Source organism: Pedobacter hiemivivus, assembly GCF_004331685.1.
Taxonomy (GTDB): Bacteria; Bacteroidota; Bacteroidia; order Sphingobacteriales; family Sphingobacteriaceae; genus Pedobacter; species Pedobacter hiemivivus.
This window is the reverse complement of the sequence record NZ_SJSM01000010.1, coordinates 56,641-73,279: the sequence shown is the minus strand read 5'-3', so window position 1 is coordinate 73,279 and position 16,639 is coordinate 56,641. Positions and strand designations below refer to the sequence as shown.

General features: G+C 41.9%; 16 protein-coding genes. 10 read left to right on the top strand and 6 right to left on the bottom strand.

The window, feature by feature from the left end; genetic code table 11:
• Positions 1–8: 8 nt before the first annotated feature.
• Genes EZ444_RS16030 through EZ444_RS16020 form a run of 3 tightly spaced genes read right to left on the bottom strand, consistent with a single transcriptional unit; the run spans position 9 to position 5,502 of the window.
• Positions 9–3,239: an error-prone DNA polymerase gene (locus EZ444_RS16030; protein WP_131610163.1), complete on the bottom strand. Its 3,231-nt coding sequence runs from the start codon at positions 3,237–3,239 to the stop codon at positions 9–11.
• 11 nt (positions 3,240–3,250) lie between these two features.
• A complete protein-coding gene (locus EZ444_RS16025; RefSeq protein ID WP_131610162.1) occupies positions 3,251–4,759 on the bottom strand; it encodes a Y-family DNA polymerase in 1,509 nt (502 codons plus the stop codon).
• Between the two features lie 5 nt (positions 4,760–4,764).
• Positions 4,765–5,502, bottom strand: coding sequence for an ImuA family protein (locus EZ444_RS16020; RefSeq protein WP_205945283.1), 738 nt, complete (start codon positions 5,500–5,502; stop codon positions 4,765–4,767).
• 224 nt (positions 5,503–5,726) lie between these two features.
• Between EZ444_RS16020 and EZ444_RS16015 the strand changes: the two genes are divergently transcribed.
• Together EZ444_RS16015 and EZ444_RS16010 are read left to right on the top strand one after the other, a co-directional pair.
• The gene (locus EZ444_RS16015; protein ID WP_131610161.1) at positions 5,727–6,827 is read left to right on the top strand and encodes a DUF3800 domain-containing protein; all 1,101 of its coding nucleotides are present in this window, start codon (positions 5,727–5,729) and stop codon (positions 6,825–6,827) included.
• 165 nt (positions 6,828–6,992) lie between these two features.
• Entirely contained in the window at positions 6,993–7,247 is a 255-nt protein-coding gene (locus EZ444_RS16010; RefSeq protein WP_131610160.1) for a hypothetical protein, read from the top strand.
• On the opposite strand, the gene EZ444_RS16005 is transcribed toward EZ444_RS16010, so the two are convergent.
• Complete coding sequence (locus EZ444_RS16005) at positions 7,244–8,068, bottom strand: SOS response-associated peptidase (RefSeq protein WP_131610159.1); 825 nt, start codon at positions 8,066–8,068, stop codon at positions 7,244–7,246. The two genes, EZ444_RS16010 and EZ444_RS16005, sit on opposite strands and share 4 nt — an antisense overlap.
• 2 nt (positions 8,069–8,070) lie before the next feature.
• Positions 8,071–8,319 carry a hypothetical protein gene (locus tag EZ444_RS16000; protein WP_131610158.1) on the bottom strand — a complete coding sequence of 83 codons (249 nt, stop codon included), beginning with the start codon at positions 8,317–8,319 and terminating at the stop codon, positions 8,071–8,073.
• Between the two features lie 205 nt (positions 8,320–8,524).
• Here EZ444_RS16000 and EZ444_RS15995 point away from each other — a divergent pair, with 205 nt between their 5' ends.
• On the top strand, positions 8,525–9,421 hold the full coding sequence (locus EZ444_RS15995; protein ID WP_131610157.1) for a DNA-processing protein DprA: 897 nt from the start codon (positions 8,525–8,527) through the stop codon (positions 9,419–9,421).
• Between the two features lie 2 nt (positions 9,422–9,423).
• Positions 9,424–10,116 carry a hypothetical protein gene (locus EZ444_RS15990; protein WP_131610156.1) on the top strand — a complete coding sequence of 231 codons (693 nt, stop codon included), beginning with the start codon at positions 9,424–9,426 and terminating at the stop codon, positions 10,114–10,116.
• A gap of 65 nt (positions 10,117–10,181) precedes the next feature.
• On the opposite strand, the gene EZ444_RS15985 is transcribed toward EZ444_RS15990, so the two are convergent.
• Positions 10,182–10,445 (bottom strand): helix-turn-helix domain-containing protein, encoded by a 264-nt coding sequence (locus EZ444_RS15985; protein WP_131610155.1) that lies wholly within the window; start codon positions 10,443–10,445, stop codon positions 10,182–10,184.
• Positions 10,446–10,817: 372 nt separating this feature from the next.
• Between EZ444_RS15985 and EZ444_RS15980 the strand changes: the two genes are divergently transcribed.
• From EZ444_RS15980 to EZ444_RS15955, 6 genes are all read left to right on the top strand, one after another.
• Complete coding sequence (locus EZ444_RS15980) at positions 10,818–11,195, top strand: hypothetical protein (protein WP_131610154.1); 378 nt, start codon at positions 10,818–10,820, stop codon at positions 11,193–11,195.
• A gap of 546 nt (positions 11,196–11,741) precedes the next feature.
• The gene (locus tag EZ444_RS15975) at positions 11,742–12,623 is read left to right on the top strand and encodes an RteC domain-containing protein (protein ID WP_131610153.1); all 882 of its coding nucleotides are present in this window, start codon (positions 11,742–11,744) and stop codon (positions 12,621–12,623) included.
• 378 nt (positions 12,624–13,001) lie between these two features.
• The gene (locus tag EZ444_RS15970; protein ID WP_131610152.1) at positions 13,002–14,003 is read left to right on the top strand and encodes a toprim domain-containing protein; all 1,002 of its coding nucleotides are present in this window, start codon (positions 13,002–13,004) and stop codon (positions 14,001–14,003) included.
• Positions 14,004–14,134: 131 nt separating this feature from the next.
• On the top strand, positions 14,135–14,422 hold the full coding sequence (locus EZ444_RS15965; RefSeq protein ID WP_131610151.1) for a hypothetical protein: 288 nt from the start codon (positions 14,135–14,137) through the stop codon (positions 14,420–14,422).
• A gap of 551 nt (positions 14,423–14,973) precedes the next feature.
• Positions 14,974–15,384: a plasmid mobilization protein gene (locus tag EZ444_RS15960; RefSeq protein WP_131610150.1), complete on the top strand. Its 411-nt coding sequence runs from the start codon at positions 14,974–14,976 to the stop codon at positions 15,382–15,384.
• A 10-nt stretch (positions 15,385–15,394) separates the two neighbouring features.
• A complete protein-coding gene (locus tag EZ444_RS15955; RefSeq protein WP_131610149.1) occupies positions 15,395–16,633 on the top strand; it encodes a relaxase/mobilization nuclease domain-containing protein in 1,239 nt (412 codons plus the stop codon).
• Positions 16,634–16,639: the final 6 nt, after the last annotated feature.

The window sequence follows — 16,639 nt, the reverse complement described above, 5'->3', positions numbered from 1 at the left end:
AAGAGAGATTATCTAAAATTTCTGCCAGCATGAAAGATTTCTTTCGGAGTCTCTTCATGTACTTGTGCCTTTTTATTATCGGATGGATTGGGCGCATTCTTTTCATCTGCATTGGATAGGGTAAGTAACGGTAGGTTATCATTTTCCCTTTGAAGTAATTTGCCCAATAACTTGGATAGATCCACACATTTACTAACGATTACATGAACTACCTGTCCTTCTCTTTGCAAGCGCCCTTCAACCATCAGTAATCTTGAATGCAGAATTTCTTTCCTGTACTTTTCAAAAAGCTTCTCAAATATAACGAGGTTCGTAAAACCTGACTCGTCTTCAATAGTAATGAAGCATACCCCACCAGCAGTTCCGGGTCTTTGTCGTACAAGCACTAATCCTGCAACTTTCACCAGTTGTCCATTGGTTGCATTGTTGTTTATCGCGTGAGTACTAAGAATACGCAACATTTCCAGTTGTGGGCGTATAAGGCTCACCGGGTGCGCTTTAAGTGATAGTCCCACAGTAGCATAATCTTGAACCACATGTTCCCCCTTTGTCATCAAAGGTAATTCTACCTGAGTTTCCAGAGTACTTTCAGAAGGTTGCCCCTTGAATATTTCTGTCGGCATATCCTGCAAGGCTGACACTTCCCAAAGTGCCTTTCTACGATCAAGGCCAATGGAATGAAATGCATCTGCATCCGCCAGGCGTTCCAATGTTGAAATTGCGATCCCTGCATCCCGGAGGGAAGTAATAGTTTTATAACCGTCACCACGGCGATTTACCAAAATATCTATCTCATCCGCTCGGATACCTTTGATCTGTCGAAATCCTAACCGTATAGGATAGTATTTCCCGGTTTTTTTCTCTAATAAATTATCCCATTTAGAATGGTTAATATCTGGTGGACGAACTTCAACATTGTGCTTTTGGGCATCAATAACTATTTGCGCGGGCTGATAGAAACCCATCGGCATGCTATTGAGTAAAGCGGTCGCAAACACGTCCGGGTAATAATGTTTTAGCCAGCAGGACACATATACTAGTAAAGCAAAGCTAGCGGCATGGCTTTCCGGGAAACCGTAACTTCCAAAGCCTTCAAGCTGTTTAAAAATTCTTTTCGCGAATTCGAGCGTGTATCCCTTGGCCAGCATCCCGTCAATCAGTTTCTGCTCATATTGGTTGACAAGTCCTTTAAACTTAAATGTTGCCATACTCCTTCTCAGACCATCAGCTTCGGCAGGAGTAAAACCTGCTGCAACAATCGCGATCTTCATCGCCTGCTCCTGGAACAGTGGTACGCCAAGTGTTCTACCCAGGATCTCCTTGAGTTCTGGCGAAGGATAAACAACAGGCTCTTCTCCATTCCGTCTTCTCAAATACGGATGCACCATATCTCCCTGGATTGGTCCCGGCCGAACAATGGCAACTTCGATCACCAAATCATAAAACTCCCTGGGTTTTAACCTTGGTAACATAGACATTTGTGCCCGGCTTTCAATTTGAAATACACCAAGCGTATCGGCCAGGCAAATCATATCATATACATCAGGATCATCCTGTGGAATATTGGCCAAAGTAAATTGCTTGCCATAATAATCCCTACACAAATCAAACCCCTTACGGATACAGGTCAGCATACCCAAAGCCAGTACATCTACCTTTAAAAATCCCAATGCATCAATATCATCCTTGTTCCATTCAATGTTGGTACGGTCTTCCATTCGGGCATTCAGTATTGGACATAGGTCAGTCAGTTTTCCCTGGGTCACCACAAATCCTCCCGTATGTTGCCCAAGCTGCCGGGGGAAACCCATCATCTGCGCAGTTAGTTCCAATGTCTTTTTTAAATGCGGATCATTGGGATTTAAGCCGGATTCTGTTACTCGATTGCCCTCAAACCATTCATCAGTATATTCCCACAACGAGCTGGAAAGTCGGTTAATGGTATCCACAGACAACCCCATCGCTTTTCCAACATCCCGGATCGCACCTTTTTGATGCTGCTGGGTTACCGTTGCTACGATTGCCGCCCGATCACGCCCATATTTGTTGTAGATGTATTGAATGATTTCCTCTCGCCGCTCGTGCTCAAAGTCCACATCAATATCAGGCGGTTCATTTCTGGCTGGAGAAATAAACCTTTCAAAAAGCAAATCGAATTTCACCGGATTGACCGAAGTGATGCCTAAAACAAAGCAGATTGCAGAGTTTGCAGCAGATCCCCTGCCTTGGCAAAGAATTCCACGAGACCTAGCCTCTCGTACTATATCCTCTACAAACAAAAAATAATTGGCGTACTCCATTTGCTTAACAAAAGCCATTTCATGATTGATCATGTTTACTACTTTTTCAGGGATGATCTCCCCATAGAATTCATGCGCCCCTTTCCAGGTTAGATACGCCAATTCCTCCAAGGGAGTTCGGCCGCTTTGATTGATTTCCTGGGGATAGATGTATTTCAGTTCATCTAACGAGAAATTACAGGCTTCGGAAATCATAATCGTGTTTTCAATTGCCTCTGGATATTTCCTGAAAAGCCGCTTCATCTCGGCTACCTCTTTCATATAACGTTCTGCATTTTGATGCAGACGGAAACCAGCTTCCTGGATGGTGCATTTTTCACGGACACAAGTTAGTACGTCCTGTAACTCCCTGCGAGACGGGTTATGATAATGCACATCATTCGTAGCTACCACAGGAATCCCGTAAAAATCTGAAAGTTGTGAAGTCCGAAAAATTAGCTTATCGTCATTACCTAAATAGGTTCTGGTGGCCGCCAGATACAGCTGATCTCCCAGTGCCTCCCGGTACTGAGCTACCGCCGAAATAAAGCTGGCTTCATACTCGAATCTGCGGTTCAGTACCCCAGGCATCACTAAAGTAAAAATAATTCCTTTGCTATGCGCATAAACATCGGCGCGGGAAATATGACAAGAACCTTTTTCTGTACGCATATTGCCTAAAGTCAATAGAGCGGATAACCTGCCGTAAGATTCCTTATCAGTAGGATAAGCCAGTAAACTCGGCCCATCCAGTAGATCCAGTCTGCAAGCTGGGATCAATTTCACATTTTTTTCCCGGCAAGCGACATGTGCCCGAACAATTCCAGCTAATGTATTCCGATCTGTTATAGCTATTTTTTTATAGCCAAAAGCCTCCGCCTGATCTACTAGCTCACCAGCATGAGAAGCCCCACGTAAGAAACTAAAATTAGATGTCACCTGTAATTCACTAAATCCCATAACACTTATCTTTAAGCAAAAAATCCATGAATAAACCACTGGAATTTCTGATCCCCGCCATAGTGACCTGATCGAAATAGCCAGTATCGCCGACCTTGATCATCCTCTACCTGGTAGTAATCACGGTGTTCCCCAGTATCCAGCCACCATTCCCGTTCTATCCGCTCCGGCCCGTCTGCTTTGATGACCTGATGCCTATGCCCTTTATAGATAAAAAACTTAGGCGGATGATCCGGGATCAGCGCCATCACTTCGATAGGGGCAGGTCGTTTCAGCAATTCAGTTGGGCGCGGTTTCTCTACCCTCCAATCAGATGCAGGCTTTTCTGTAATTGATCCCGCACGCAAAACTGCACGTTCAGGCCAGTAGCGGGTTGCAGGTAAATATCGGTGGATCATCTCGGCACCAACTTTTCCTGCAACCCTATCCAGGAACCTGATGACACTCTGATCATCCAGCCCCGGTTTAGCAGTCCACATTTCTTCTTGTGGAACCTCCACATCATCGACCTTTGGCGCGTCAATGACAAACAACTCTATGCCAAGGGCAGGCTTGATTTGATCGATCTTTAACTGGAAAAGCTTAAACAAATGACTGACGTTGTGCGTGGCACCGCTGGTTCCTATAGCAACCTGAACCACTTTGCCATCAATCCGGTAACCCGTCAGCACACCGGTACGCAACCCCTTACCTTCAGTCTGCATGCGTTTGCATAAGCTTTCCAGCATTTTGGTAATGGCGATTTCAATCCCCGTCCGGGTTTTGATCGGCTCTAGGCAAGATAGCCGCTCCTGAAAAGGAACCGGAACCTGCAAAGGCACCAATATTTCCTCTTCCGTCCCCAGTGCCTGCGCAAGCCGCAATAAGAATTCTTCCCCAAAACGCCTGCGTAGTACAGAACGAGGCATCCCAATAAAGCTTTTAATCTGATAAAAGCCGAGTTTGCGCAGTTTAGCCAATATCACAGCGTCTAACCGCAAAGCCTCTGGTGCCAAAGAAAGTAGGGCTTCTCTATGTCCGCCCGCAGGGATCAACGGCGTTATTTTACCAAAATGGGAAACTGCCCAGGCAGCACCAGGTGTGTCAGCAATCGCTACCCGAACGGTATATCCCTTGCTTTTTAACCGGGAAACAATCTCTTTTAAATACTCCCTTTCTCCACCCCAAAGATGTGCGCACCCACTGATATCCAGCAGTAGGCCATCCATGTCAAATTCATCAATAGCAACAATTGGGGAATAACGGACACACCACTCTCCCAAACCGCGGAGCAGATTGCGGGGGCGACTGGGCTTATCATCTAAGACTTCCAAGCCGGGACAAATAGCCTTAGCATCAGCTGCCCGCATACCTGGCTCAACGCCAAATTCCGCAGCAAGTGGACTGACCGCGGTGATCATCATGCGCCCATGATCAGGTGCTGCAAAAACAAAAGGCACCTCACAGAGTTCCGGGCGGCGGATAAGCTGCCAGTCAGCGAGTAGCTGGCGGAACCATATGGAAACAAAACGCCTTTGCATAACTTCTATCCAATTTGCCTGTCCTCCCTTTCAGACCAACCCAATCTTTCAGCTACCTTCTTAACTTCTTCAAAACTTTCTCCAGCCCATTCCATCACCCAGCTTCCCGGATTTCCGTTTCGTACTTTTAACAAATCAACCTGCCATCTCGGAAATCCTAAACCCGGCATGCCACCCTCGTTTTCGCTCGGCAAAGGACTAATCCTCCACCTGGCAGTGGCCACAGTACTCGCGGCCTTACTCGCGTCCTTTCGCAGGATGAAACCAGTGACCCCACTTTCTTCAACCGCCAATTGCAACCGCCTGGACTCTATCAAACTCAAATTATTTACTTCAGCCACTACTGCAGCCAATCCCTCACACTTCAGTGCTTCCTCGGTAATCCAGAGCACATCCTTTTCAGTTTTAACGTCTATAAAAATGATGCGCTCAGGCTCGACATTGAACATACTTAAAGAAGCAGGAAATAGCCTGCGAGAAGTACTGACCCAGACACAAGCTGCACCATCCTGCATTAGGATGGCCAATAAACCGGCGATAAAACCATCACTGGCTGCTGAATCTTCCGGTAAAATGGCGATAAACTCATGAATAGCTCGCTTGGGAAATACGCCGCCAGGAAACGCTTGCTCAATCTCACCAAGCCCGACATACTCGGCTTTACCTGCAGCATGAGGCTTAAAGCCTTGCCAGAGAAGAATATCCTGTTTAAGTTTGTGAATTAGTTCCTTATTCGCGTTCATTTTTCCCTCCCTACTTTAGCACATTTTATTAGTTATTAAAATGATTTAACAAATATAATGCTAAAAATGTTAGTAATTTGGGGAATGTTGAAAAAGATTTGATTTTCGTTAATAAGGTTTTTTGAACGTATCTTCTATATGAGTAGTAAATTTGCCGATAATAAGACCTAATACTAACTATACTGTTTGGATTTATAAATTGCAGTAATTTAACTTGATACTATATGCCAATTTTTTGTGATGAAGCAGGTTACAACGGAAATGATTTGCTCCAGGAAGAACAACCCTATTTCGTCTATGCTGCATTAAATATTGATCGACATGATGCGGATCAAATGATAGAACACCTCAAAGTCAAATATCGTTTGCAGGGAAAAGAGCCAAAGGGTATCAATATAGTTAGAAACAAGAAAAGTCAAGGCGCAGTTCTTGAATTGTTTGAACGCTATGGTGAACAGGTACGAATTGTCTACTACCATAAGAAGTATGCACTTGCTTGTAAATTCTTCGAATATATCTTTGAGCCCGCAATTTCTTACAATAACGTTGTTTTCTATAGAGCAAACTTTCACCGGTTTATCGCGGGAATTGTTTTTGAGGGGTTGATGCTGAATCACAAGTCAGCAGAGCAAATTTTTAAAGCGTTTCAGGGTTTTCTTAAAGGCGAAAACTTCCAAGGATTGTTCCATGTTTTGAAGTCCGGGCAGCCAACCGATGGGCTGGTCGGCCAAATCTGTGAATTTGCAGAATTACATAAAAATACTATCATTGAGGATATTCAAGTTGGCGGGGAAGTGGAGCCTTGGATATTGGATCTGGCGCAGTCTGCACTCTACGATCTGCTTATCTCCTGGAATCAGGTGGTGGGCGAATTGGAAGTGATATGCGACTCTTCATATGCATTAAAGCATGTAACTCAGAACCATGCGGTATTCCAGCCAAATCAGAATGTTCGCTTTTGGGATCCTTTAGGAGATGGAGAAATCCCTGTGAACTTCAAGTTAGGTTCTCCTATTCGTGTAGAATCCTCCAAAGGTAATTCAGGTATTCAATTGGCAGATATTTTTGCGAGTTCAGTATATTATGCTCTGAAACATCCTGAAGACGAATTTTGCAAGAAGCTGTATCCAAAGATTCAGGAGATTATCAGACGAACTGGGTCAAGATGTGTAACTCCACAGCCGCATTTATATATTCAGCCCGGCACCCCGAATTTTGACTTTGGGATTATGGCACTGAGCAGGTTAATCGAATTCTCAAAGGTGGATGCGGAAAATGCAGCCAAACTTTTCTGTGAACACATGCTGAAGATGCTTAGGAAATAACTTATCTACTATAACGTTCTGTATATCGTTGAGAATCAGGTTGTCATTTGAGCACGTTAGGCAAACACCACCAGATCGAAGTAGTTTTACTTTTCTTTGAATGCTGCATTTATGGCTAACAATTTCTTTTCTTAACTGTTATACTAAAAACTAAAATATACAAGGATGCAGGACGAAGAGGAAATATTCGAGATAGCTGTAAAAATCAATCAAGGACTTGAGCCTTTAACATTTACGATCACTGCTTTTGATGATGGAAGTACACCAGAACATGTGACGAATTTCAAAGTAACACGGGACAAGGAAATAATAGGCACGCTTCGCCCGGATGCCGGAAATTGCTGGAAACTAGTAGAAGGCAATATGGATGAAGAGCAAGTAGATGCAATAGGTGCAGCAATTGATAGACACTACGCCTAAGCAACGCGCCAGTAATCAAAGTCGAGTTTTTCCTGATCTACATAAGTTAAGTCCAGAGCTGGATGTCCTGGATACTCCACAGGTGTTGCTTCTCCAGCAAAGCGGTAATCTTTATCTATCGTACAGGCTTCCATTAATTTCGACGGTATTTGGGTCAACGCGATCTCTGTCAGACGCTCCTCGGTCGGCTCCTCCATTAACCATTCCCAGGCAAGGTCATCAGTCAATATTGTGGGCATGCGCTTTTTAGAATTATGAATTTGCTGCATGATCAGATTCGCTGCTGTAGTCGCAAATGCAACAGTCCTTACCCATTGCCCTGCGTCTTTATCAAACCAGTCATTATAAACACCAGCAAACCAAAAATATTCTTTACCAGTTACGCCAACCTGATAGGGGATTTTCTCAGTAGCTTTAAGCAGTTGACCCTTCTTGCCATAAGTAGGCATGTGCATGGATTCTACCAGCCCGGTAGACAGAACCAGACAGCGGTGCTGACGACCGGCTTCGGCCCACATAGACTTTTTTCCATCTTCCTTTTTAAATAGGTTTTCGCCTTTAAAATTCAGCGTTGTGTATTTTAAACGGAATAATTTTGCTTCTGCCCGATCCTTTGCATATCCTGGAATATATCCCCATTCTGCCTGCTGGATTTCAAAATCCCGGCGGTCGTCTGTAGGCACGATAATAGCACATGGTGCATAGTTAAAACCATTGTGCACACCCGTATCTAAAAAATCGTAATCTTTTACAGCTTTTTCCAATTGCTTTAATTGAATAAATTCTGCCCTGGTTACTCTTTGTCCGTTGTAATAGCACATAATTATTTGTTTTTTCCGCGGATGTACTCCGCAATTAATTTACCTATTTGCTCAGCTTCGGCTTGCCTGCCCTGAGGAACTGAAGTCCAGAACTTAAGATCTTTAAGACCTATACCTACAGTAATTACAAGCGGCTTTTTCTCATTCTTGAAATCTACATGAAACACTCTTTTACCCTGCACTTCATGTTCAGCAATGCGAATCATATTGCCTTCCAAATGCAGATTAAACGGTGGTTCTAGTTCCCTCATACCTAAATTTACAAAAAAAAATAAATCATCAGAAGACTTTGATAACAATGATGGATACCCTACAGAAAAGGAATTATTGTTAATCCAAATTATTAACTAGCTTTGATATATATTTGATATTGCTAATATTTTTAGTAAATTGCGTTTGTTATTAATAAAACATTAGCTAATATTCATCGTTATATAGTAAACAACAACATCGTTTATGTTCAAAACAGCAATAGATAACGCATTCTCGTCCGCAATTATCCCTTTTAAGGAGATAGCTGCATATGAAGCGTTGTGGCTAGAGAGTAAAGCGAGCTTTAAGACTATTGCCAATCTCTTTAGGCAAAATCCAGGCAGACTCCCTTCGGAACTTATTCATGAAGAATTTTATAAGGGACTTTATCCGGAACTAAAAAAATTAATACAGGACAGCAAAGTCGATTACAAGGCAAATATTCTGATCAACGAGACTTTTGACTACCCTACGGGACTTAAGGATGCGCAGGAACAGGTTGAAATTTTATATTATGCAGGAAACCTTGAGTACCTGCAAACTCGGGGTGTGGCTATCGTTGGCTCTCGCAATCCTTCTGATAATGGTGTCAAACGCGCAGAAAAGATCACTAAGCTTTTAGTAAAAGATAATTTTACGATCGTTTCAGGACTTGCCAAAGGAATCGATGCGGTTGCCCACAAGACAGCCATTCTACAGAAAGGGCGGACGATCGCTGTATTGGGAACGCCGCTGAACACATACTATCCAAAGGAAAACTCCAAACTTCAAAACTTTATTGCTCATCATCACTTATTGATCAGCCAAGTTCCTTTCGTTAGATATAGCAAACAGTCACCTTTCGGTAATAAGCTGTTCTTTCCCGAAAGGAACAAGACTATGTCTGCACTCACTGAAGCTACGGTAATTATTGAAGCTAGCGATACCTCCGGAACGCTGATTCAGGCCAAAGCAGCGCTCCAGCAACACCGTAAACTGTTTATATTGGATAGTTGTTTTCAAAATCCAAACATCAGCTGGCCTGCAAAATTTGAACAACTTGGTGCTATCCGGGTGAAGGAATATGAGGACATAATTGGAAGGTTAAACGTTAAGGACTGACCGTGGTAAAGAAGTTGCTACAGGATAAATATCGTCTGATCAAAATCGACGAACTGACCATCGAAAAGCATTATCACCTGAATGCCGATGACAACTGTTACTACCTGATGGAGTATAAGAAGGAAGATGGCTTTGAAAACCAAGAAAAGCAGCTGATCATCAACTTCAAAAAGAAAATGTCCACAAGAACCACCTACCAGTGGAAGTATAAGGGTGAGGCGATACAGAAATTGACACAGTTGTTCATAAACTCTATAGTTCCGCAAGTTTCCGTAGGCACTGTCACTCTGGTTCCAATTCCTCCATCAAAATGTAGAGCAGACTCAGAATATGATGATCGCATGCTGCAACTACTCAGTAAAAGTTTTCAGGGGGGTGCAGATATTCGCGAACTTTTGTTGAATATTGAAAATATACGATCAGCACATGAGAATCCAAATGATCGGCCTTCGCCAGCAGAAATCCAGGCGAATATGACCATTGATGAGCAACTAGCTGAAGGAATAAGGGATTCGGTAATCCTTTTTGATGATGTACTCACTTCCGGTGGACATTACCTCGCTTGCAAGAATGCCATCAAGCAGAGATTCCCCGATGTTTCCGTCTATGGCATCTTTATTTCCCGCACCTTCTGGGCGCAGCCTGATCCGTTTGAATTCGATGATTTTATGGACGAAGACTGGCTAGACTTTTAGCCTGGCATCAACTGGTCGATGAAAATAATACACAAATCCGAAAAACAATCTCAGTTCTTAATGTTCTATAGTAATTTGATATTGTCGTAATCTTCATTAAAAAAATCGCTTAACCCGATTTCTAATTTTTCTAAGATCTTAACTAACGAGCTTAGCCTTAAGTCTTCAGAACCAGCCTCATACTTCCCATATTGCGATCGATTTAACTGATATTCGTAAGCAAACTCGTCCGAGTTGCTGAATCCTTTTTCTTTTCGCAGTTGTCTCAATCGCAATCCAATCTTTTTAATATCTAGAGGTATTTCCGCCTTTTTCTTAATCCCAGCCATTTTTTTTATCTATCCCTAAACTGGAAAAAATACAATTCATTTATTACTCTTAATTAGCCCACTCTTAATTAGGAGAATAATATATTATTTTATATCTTAGAGCATGAAATTTTATAAATAAATCAATGATTTGACAAAATAAAACAAAACAATTATTAAGAGTCTTGCGGCAAACTTTCTGAAGCCGTTAACGCAAGACAGCAGGTTAACCCAATCTATATGTAGATATACTATATTTGTATGTCACGATAGATTTGGGGTCTGCTGCGGCTGTGTTAACGTAAGGCTTCAGAAACTTTATTGCCACGGCGGGCAGATCCCAAATTTATCAATCTACTCTCCAGGACTCATTTTAGGTTTTTAACTAACTAAATGAGAAATATGAACCATGAACCTGCCGAATTGCATTTCTCTGGGAAGCCCGGTAACGAAATGCTTAAGTACAAAATCCAAGAATGTCTGGAAAGACTGACCGTTTATGAATATAGAATTGTGGTTAGGTCGATGCCAGATTATTTGGGAAAATCAATAAACACTTTCTGGAATTACGCAAAAATCCCAATCGATTCTAAAATGGACATTCCCTATTGTACCGTTAGAATGTTAGAAGTGTTTTTTGGTTTGAGAGTGGGGGACTTATTAAATGCGTCGTTTAATTGCAGTCATTACAGCGAGATCATAAATGAGTCCTATAGAAAGAGCAAAGATTATTGGGTGCAATCAAACGTCTTATCAGATGACGAGCAATAGGATAATCAAAGACTTTAGATCACAAAATTCATTAGAAGCGGAATACTATTCTGCTTCTAATGAAAACTTTCAATACGTATATTTTAAAAATCATTAGAATATGAATGATGCTCTATTAAACCCACAATTATTTCTAATGGAACAGGTGCCAGCCTCACACCCAGTTACAATGTTCGATTTCTGTTTAGTGGTTTTTCTTGGAATTTTATTGAACATTCTATTGGTAGTTGGACTATCTCATTGCGTGGAAGAAGACCTCAAAAGTTATAGGACTGAGGTTAAAAGCAAAATCCGTCATTAATTGCCTAGGAACCAAATTTTTGTTTTTTATTAATATAATCTGTGGATTTCTATCTCTTGAGTCCAAAAAATCATATTCTTTTAAGACTGTTTGAGGGTTGCAATAATCCATTGACACTGGCGGGATAATTTCTCTTCAATGTTATTTGTCTTTATTTGATTATGAAATATCCCCATTTTTCTGCTCTATATAATCTGATATTCAAAATTAAGGGGGAGCGCAGTTTTCATCTTAAACATTTCTAAATGTCAGTAAATCACATGGAATTATTGTATGCCGGTATGCAAACGCAGCTGGAACACATCAATGGATCACTTAAAGCATCCGTTCAAAACCTAACTTCCTCCCTTGTCTGCATTGCCTCCACCTTGGAGCTACTGAAAGCATTTATTCGGGAACACCCCTTTGAAACCCCAGATGCAGAAATCTACTTTTTTAAATATACTAAACCAAGATTTTACTGTTGGTACATTTATGTCGTTGAACTGCACAATATTCTTGCCACCGTTCCAGTTGGCACTGACCAAATGCTCCGAGATTATTATATGGATGAATTAGGCATCATTAATCGATGTTTTAAGGTCTATTCTTTCAGCTACCAGTACTACCTACAGGATGAAACGATAAAGGATAGTGAATTTTTCCTTCGAAAGAATAGGATTGAATTTCCTATTGGCCAAGAACATCTAACTGCTGATCCAGAATTTTCCACGAATCAGGATTATATGTTTTCAAAATTCCGAGCATATGAGATGCTTCGGGATTTTATTATCCGCCGTCTAAGGTTGCTTTATCAGAACCCTGACAATGTTTTTATTGCGGAACTACTCGCTTCAAAAAACCGTTGGTGGTCCGGTGATAAAGTGGAACTGATCGAAATCGCCTATGGCATTTATTATACTCAGCGGATCAATGGTGGCAAAGCTGAGATAAGCCACGTAATTGAATGGTTGGAAGACAGCCTGAACATTGATCTCAGCCAGGCCTACCGAATGTTTTTAGACATTCGCAGACGTAAAACTATTAGCTATACTAAATATCTGGACGAAATGCGGGAAGCTATCCACCAGCACATAGATGAAACCAACAGTTTTAAACCTAAGAAAAAACCACAGACAAATGGATAAGTACAACCTGGATAAAATAAATCAATACCAACATTTTCAACTTGGGAAAGCCCCGTCTCTGCCCTGGCCAATTTTGACCTCAATATCGAACAAGATCTTTGACATTGAGGGAAGAAGCGTTTACGGTGCTGAGCCGTAAATTATAGTGCAGTTGTCACCAACCTAAATCATACGTGTATGAAAAAGGTTGAGGATCAATGAGCCGTAGGCAGTCAGTTTTGGCAGAGCATGTAGTTGCTCACGTGAGTATTCCCGGTTATATATAGAGTTAGCTGCTCCGTATCAAAACGATACGGAGCAGCTAACTCTGCGAAGGGGGCATTTTGCCCCCTTTTGCGTTTCTGAAATCTCCGAAACTAACATCTAAAACTACAGCGTATGACAGCTTTTTTAAATGCGAACCAGATCAAAGAACAGGTTTCTCTGGTTGACATGCTGACCCGGCTGGGTCATGCTCCTACACATCGATCTGGCAAAGAACTCTTTTACAAGAGCATGCTCAGGGAAGAAAACACTGCATCTTTTTGCGTCAACGAACAACTAGGCGTATGGTACGATCACGGTGGAGAAAACCGTTCCGGTATTAAAGGTGGGAATGTTATTGACCTAGGACTAGCCTATTGGCACCCGGCATCCTTTAGAGAAGTATTGGAAAAAATTAGTACCCTTTGTAATGTTGATTCTCTCGCGCCTGCTTTAGACGAAACGTTAAGGAACAAGCGCCCACGTTTGGCTGTGGCGGATGCTATCCCTGTAGCTCCCAGTTATAAAATAAATACGACTAAAGAATTGGGAACACACCCAGCCATTAGCCGCTATCTCCAGAGTAGAGGTATCTGGGAGCTTGCACAAGGCAAGCTAAAAGAAGTTTACTATACAGTTGAAAGTAATGGTCGCTCGAAATCCTATTTTTCAGCCGGATGGCAGAACGAGGCTGGTAGCTGGGAACTTCGTAATAAGATAGGAGATAAAGAATTCAAGGCCTGCCTGGGAAAAAAAGCAATTAGCTTCATTCCTGGAGATCCACAACACTTGGTCATATTTGAAGGATATATGGACTATCTCAGCTGGATTAAAGATAATCCGGAAGCAACTGATAGTGTTTTGGTACTGAATTCAATTAATCTTTTAAATGCTGGAATTGCTAAAGCAAGAGATTTCTCTCATATAGGTGTTTATTTTGATCATGACCCAGCGGGGACAGCAGGTCTAGAAAAACTGAAACAGGAATTGCCCCATGCTGTAGATAAATCTGCTGTATATGAGGGCTACAACGATTATAACGCGAAACTAATGGCCGAGCCGGTTAAACGGATGCCTTGGGAGGAAGATCGTGTCTACGAAAATAATGTCAACCTATCGGCGATAACTGCTATATAAAGCTAAGTACTTATGTAGTTAACCGATTATATAGCTAATCAATAGGCTGGATAAGTTGCCTATTGATTATTCAGTAAAATGCATATTCCATTCTTAAATAACTCATCCATCATTCACTTAATATCCACATTATGCAAATTATCATTACCTGGCACATGATCATATTCATTTTTGCCTTTTATTTTATCACAAAGTACCTGTCGAACTCATTAAAAAAAATAATGACCGGTTGTCAGGATCCTTTTAATCCTCTGTATAGTTATCAGGATTATCCCACATGGCGAAAAGGCTATAACCGTGGGCGAAGGGACATTATAAAGACCCTAAGAAAAATGCTTGCAGATGCAAATAAAGAAATATTAGAAATGTATCCTGGTGCTGCGGACAAGTGCAGGACAGAAAACAAGAATCAACAGTAAGTTTAGTCAGCTAAGCAGCCTATCCGCCTATTGAATAAGCAATAGGCTGAATAAATAACAAAACACTAATTCGTTTAGTCGCTTATAAAGCTAAATGGTAACATGTTCAGATGTTTATTTACTTATGTACCTAAGTGTTTATGAAGCTAAGCAATAGGCTGGCTAAAAAAATAAACAAACACCATTTCAGGCTAAGCGACTAAACGCTTAGATGCATATTTACTTATGTGCCTAAGTTTTATGCAACTAAGCAATAGGCTGACTAAACAAAAAAACAACAGATCATTCCTTGCATAACCCTAAAAACCAAACTCTACAGCGGAACCTCCTGCCTTCCCGCCAAACAAAACTATCTTTTTGATTGCGATTTCGGTTATCCGCATTACAAAACCTCTCTTGTTTTGTAAGCGGCAAGTTGTGTTTTTGGGGGCCCAAAAACTCACTTGCCTTTATTTAGCCTTCCTCCCGACGGGGGAAGGCTAAATAAAGGGGGGAAAAACCCGCGCAACTCGGTTTTTCTGCAAAGCGCCCTAAAGCCCCTCCAAAGCCCTATGAAGAAAACAACAAAAAAAGTAGGCAGGCCAGAAATGACATCCGGAAAGAGAACAAAAGTCATTAAAGCCAGACTAACGGAGGAAGAATTCAAAGCTCTTTTAATTATCGAAAATGCCGTCGGCATAACCCGGATGGAACTGATCCGGCAAAGGGTGCTGTATCATACAGGTAGTATTCTGGTTAATGCCCAGGAACTGCTAAAGCTATTGGATTCCATCGGTGCAGAATTGGGAAGGTCAGGAAACAACATCAACCAGCTGGCTAGGCACGCCAATGTCCTGAACAAACAGGGGATGCTGAATGCAAATGTGGCAAGTCAGTTTAATGAACTTTTTTCTGGTTATATCCAAATCCAGCAGGAACTCGAAAAAGCCATCCGGCAAATTATCAGATTAATGAAAACCTAAACTGAACTTTATGATTGTAAAATTCCTTAAAAAATCGGAAACGTTTAAAGGGGTAAGTTACAACACAGATAAGGTTGAATTGGATAAAGGTGAGTTAATGGTTGTTAAAAATTTTGGTGCTTTGCAGGCGCTGGATCAGCTGCGACCAACGGATTATATAAATTACCTGAAAGCTGTCTCCGCCCGAAGTAGCCGCACCAAATACCCGCAGCTTCATGTGGTCATTTCCGCGAAAGGGAAATCCCATACTAAGGAAGAGCTGACCAGTATCGCCGAGCAATGGTTGAAAGGGATGGGCTACGGTGAGCAGCCCTATCTCCTGATTTTTCATAAAGACACTGATAACAACCACGTCCATCTGGTATCCACCCGAGTGGGAATGGACGGTAAAAAAATATCGGACAGCTTTGAGAAACTCAGGGCGTATCAGGTGCTGAACCGGATTATGGGTATAGACGAAAAAAAGGAAGTATTGGTTCTGCTGGAAAAAGCATTATCCTATAACTTCTCAACCCGTCCCCAGTTTATGATGCTACTGGAAGCTCAGGGCTATTCGCTTGTTTTATCCGACGACCACTACGGCATCTGCAAATATGGGAAGGAACTTGCGCAAATCTCTTTAGAAAAAGTAGATGCTAAAATTACCATCTATAATAAAAACTTAGACCGGGTAAAACAGCTCCGTGCCATCATTGGCAAATATAGATTGAAACATGATCCCACTATTTACACTCATACCCAGGAACAGCCTGGGGGCGGAGCAAAGATCCAGAATGGTTATTCTTCCAAACTAGCGGAGGTATTGAGAGAGAAATTCGGAATACAAGTCCTTTTTCATTCAAAGGATAATAAGCCACCCTATGGCTATACCCTGATCGATCATAACCGTAAATGTGTTTTTAAAGGTAGCACTGAAGTCATGAAACTGGCCGAATTTATTTTACCGGAAGATGGCGTTAACTACGATCAGTCTGAAATTGTTTCTGTTAGCCAGGATCATACAATGGAAGGTGAAAGTCAGGAAGTAATGCTACAGGAGATACAGGAGCAAACTGATCATCCTTATGATGAAAATTCACCGACACTTACTGAAGCTGTTTTTGACCAGCCATTCGATCCGTTGGCTTCCCAGGACTCGGGCTTAAGCCTACCTGAAATCAACCTGGATATCGCTGATGACATAGATGACGAGGCTATACTAGGACGCAACCGTCGCCGTCAGCGCAAAGCCAGGACAAATTCCCGTTAACCTTTT

What these genes read in the sequence shown, in the direction of transcription:
- EZ444_RS16030 (WP_131610163.1), bottom strand. Translation starts at nt 3,239, where the DNA reads ATGGGATTTAGTGAATTACAGGTGACATCTAATTTTAGTTTCTTACGT.
- EZ444_RS16025 (WP_131610162.1), bottom strand. Translation starts at nt 4,759, where the DNA reads ATGCAAAGGCGTTTTGTTTCCATATGGTTCCGCCAGCTACTCGCTGAC.
- EZ444_RS16020 (WP_205945283.1), bottom strand. Translation starts at nt 5,502, where the DNA reads ATGAACGCGAATAAGGAACTAATTCACAAACTTAAACAGGATATTCTT.
- EZ444_RS16015 (WP_131610161.1), top strand. Translation starts at nt 5,727, where the DNA reads ATGCCAATTTTTTGTGATGAAGCAGGTTACAACGGAAATGATTTGCTC.
- EZ444_RS16010 (WP_131610160.1), top strand. Translation starts at nt 6,993, where the DNA reads ATGCAGGACGAAGAGGAAATATTCGAGATAGCTGTAAAAATCAATCAA.
- EZ444_RS16005 (WP_131610159.1), bottom strand. Translation starts at nt 8,068, where the DNA reads ATGTGCTATTACAACGGACAAAGAGTAACCAGGGCAGAATTTATTCAA.
- EZ444_RS16000 (WP_131610158.1), bottom strand. Translation starts at nt 8,319, where the DNA reads ATGAGGGAACTAGAACCACCGTTTAATCTGCATTTGGAAGGCAATATG.
- EZ444_RS15995 (WP_131610157.1), top strand. Translation starts at nt 8,525, where the DNA reads ATGTTCAAAACAGCAATAGATAACGCATTCTCGTCCGCAATTATCCCT.
- EZ444_RS15985 (WP_131610155.1), bottom strand. Translation starts at nt 10,445, where the DNA reads ATGGCTGGGATTAAGAAAAAGGCGGAAATACCTCTAGATATTAAAAAG.
- EZ444_RS15980 (WP_131610154.1), top strand. Translation starts at nt 10,818, where the DNA reads ATGAGAAATATGAACCATGAACCTGCCGAATTGCATTTCTCTGGGAAG.
- EZ444_RS15975 (WP_131610153.1), top strand. Translation starts at nt 11,742, where the DNA reads ATGTCAGTAAATCACATGGAATTATTGTATGCCGGTATGCAAACGCAG.
- EZ444_RS15970 (WP_131610152.1), top strand. Translation starts at nt 13,002, where the DNA reads ATGACAGCTTTTTTAAATGCGAACCAGATCAAAGAACAGGTTTCTCTG.
- EZ444_RS15965 (WP_131610151.1), top strand. Translation starts at nt 14,135, where the DNA reads ATGCAAATTATCATTACCTGGCACATGATCATATTCATTTTTGCCTTT.
- EZ444_RS15960 (WP_131610150.1), top strand. Translation starts at nt 14,974, where the DNA reads ATGAAGAAAACAACAAAAAAAGTAGGCAGGCCAGAAATGACATCCGGA.
- EZ444_RS15955 (WP_131610149.1), top strand. Translation starts at nt 15,395, where the DNA reads ATGATTGTAAAATTCCTTAAAAAATCGGAAACGTTTAAAGGGGTAAGT.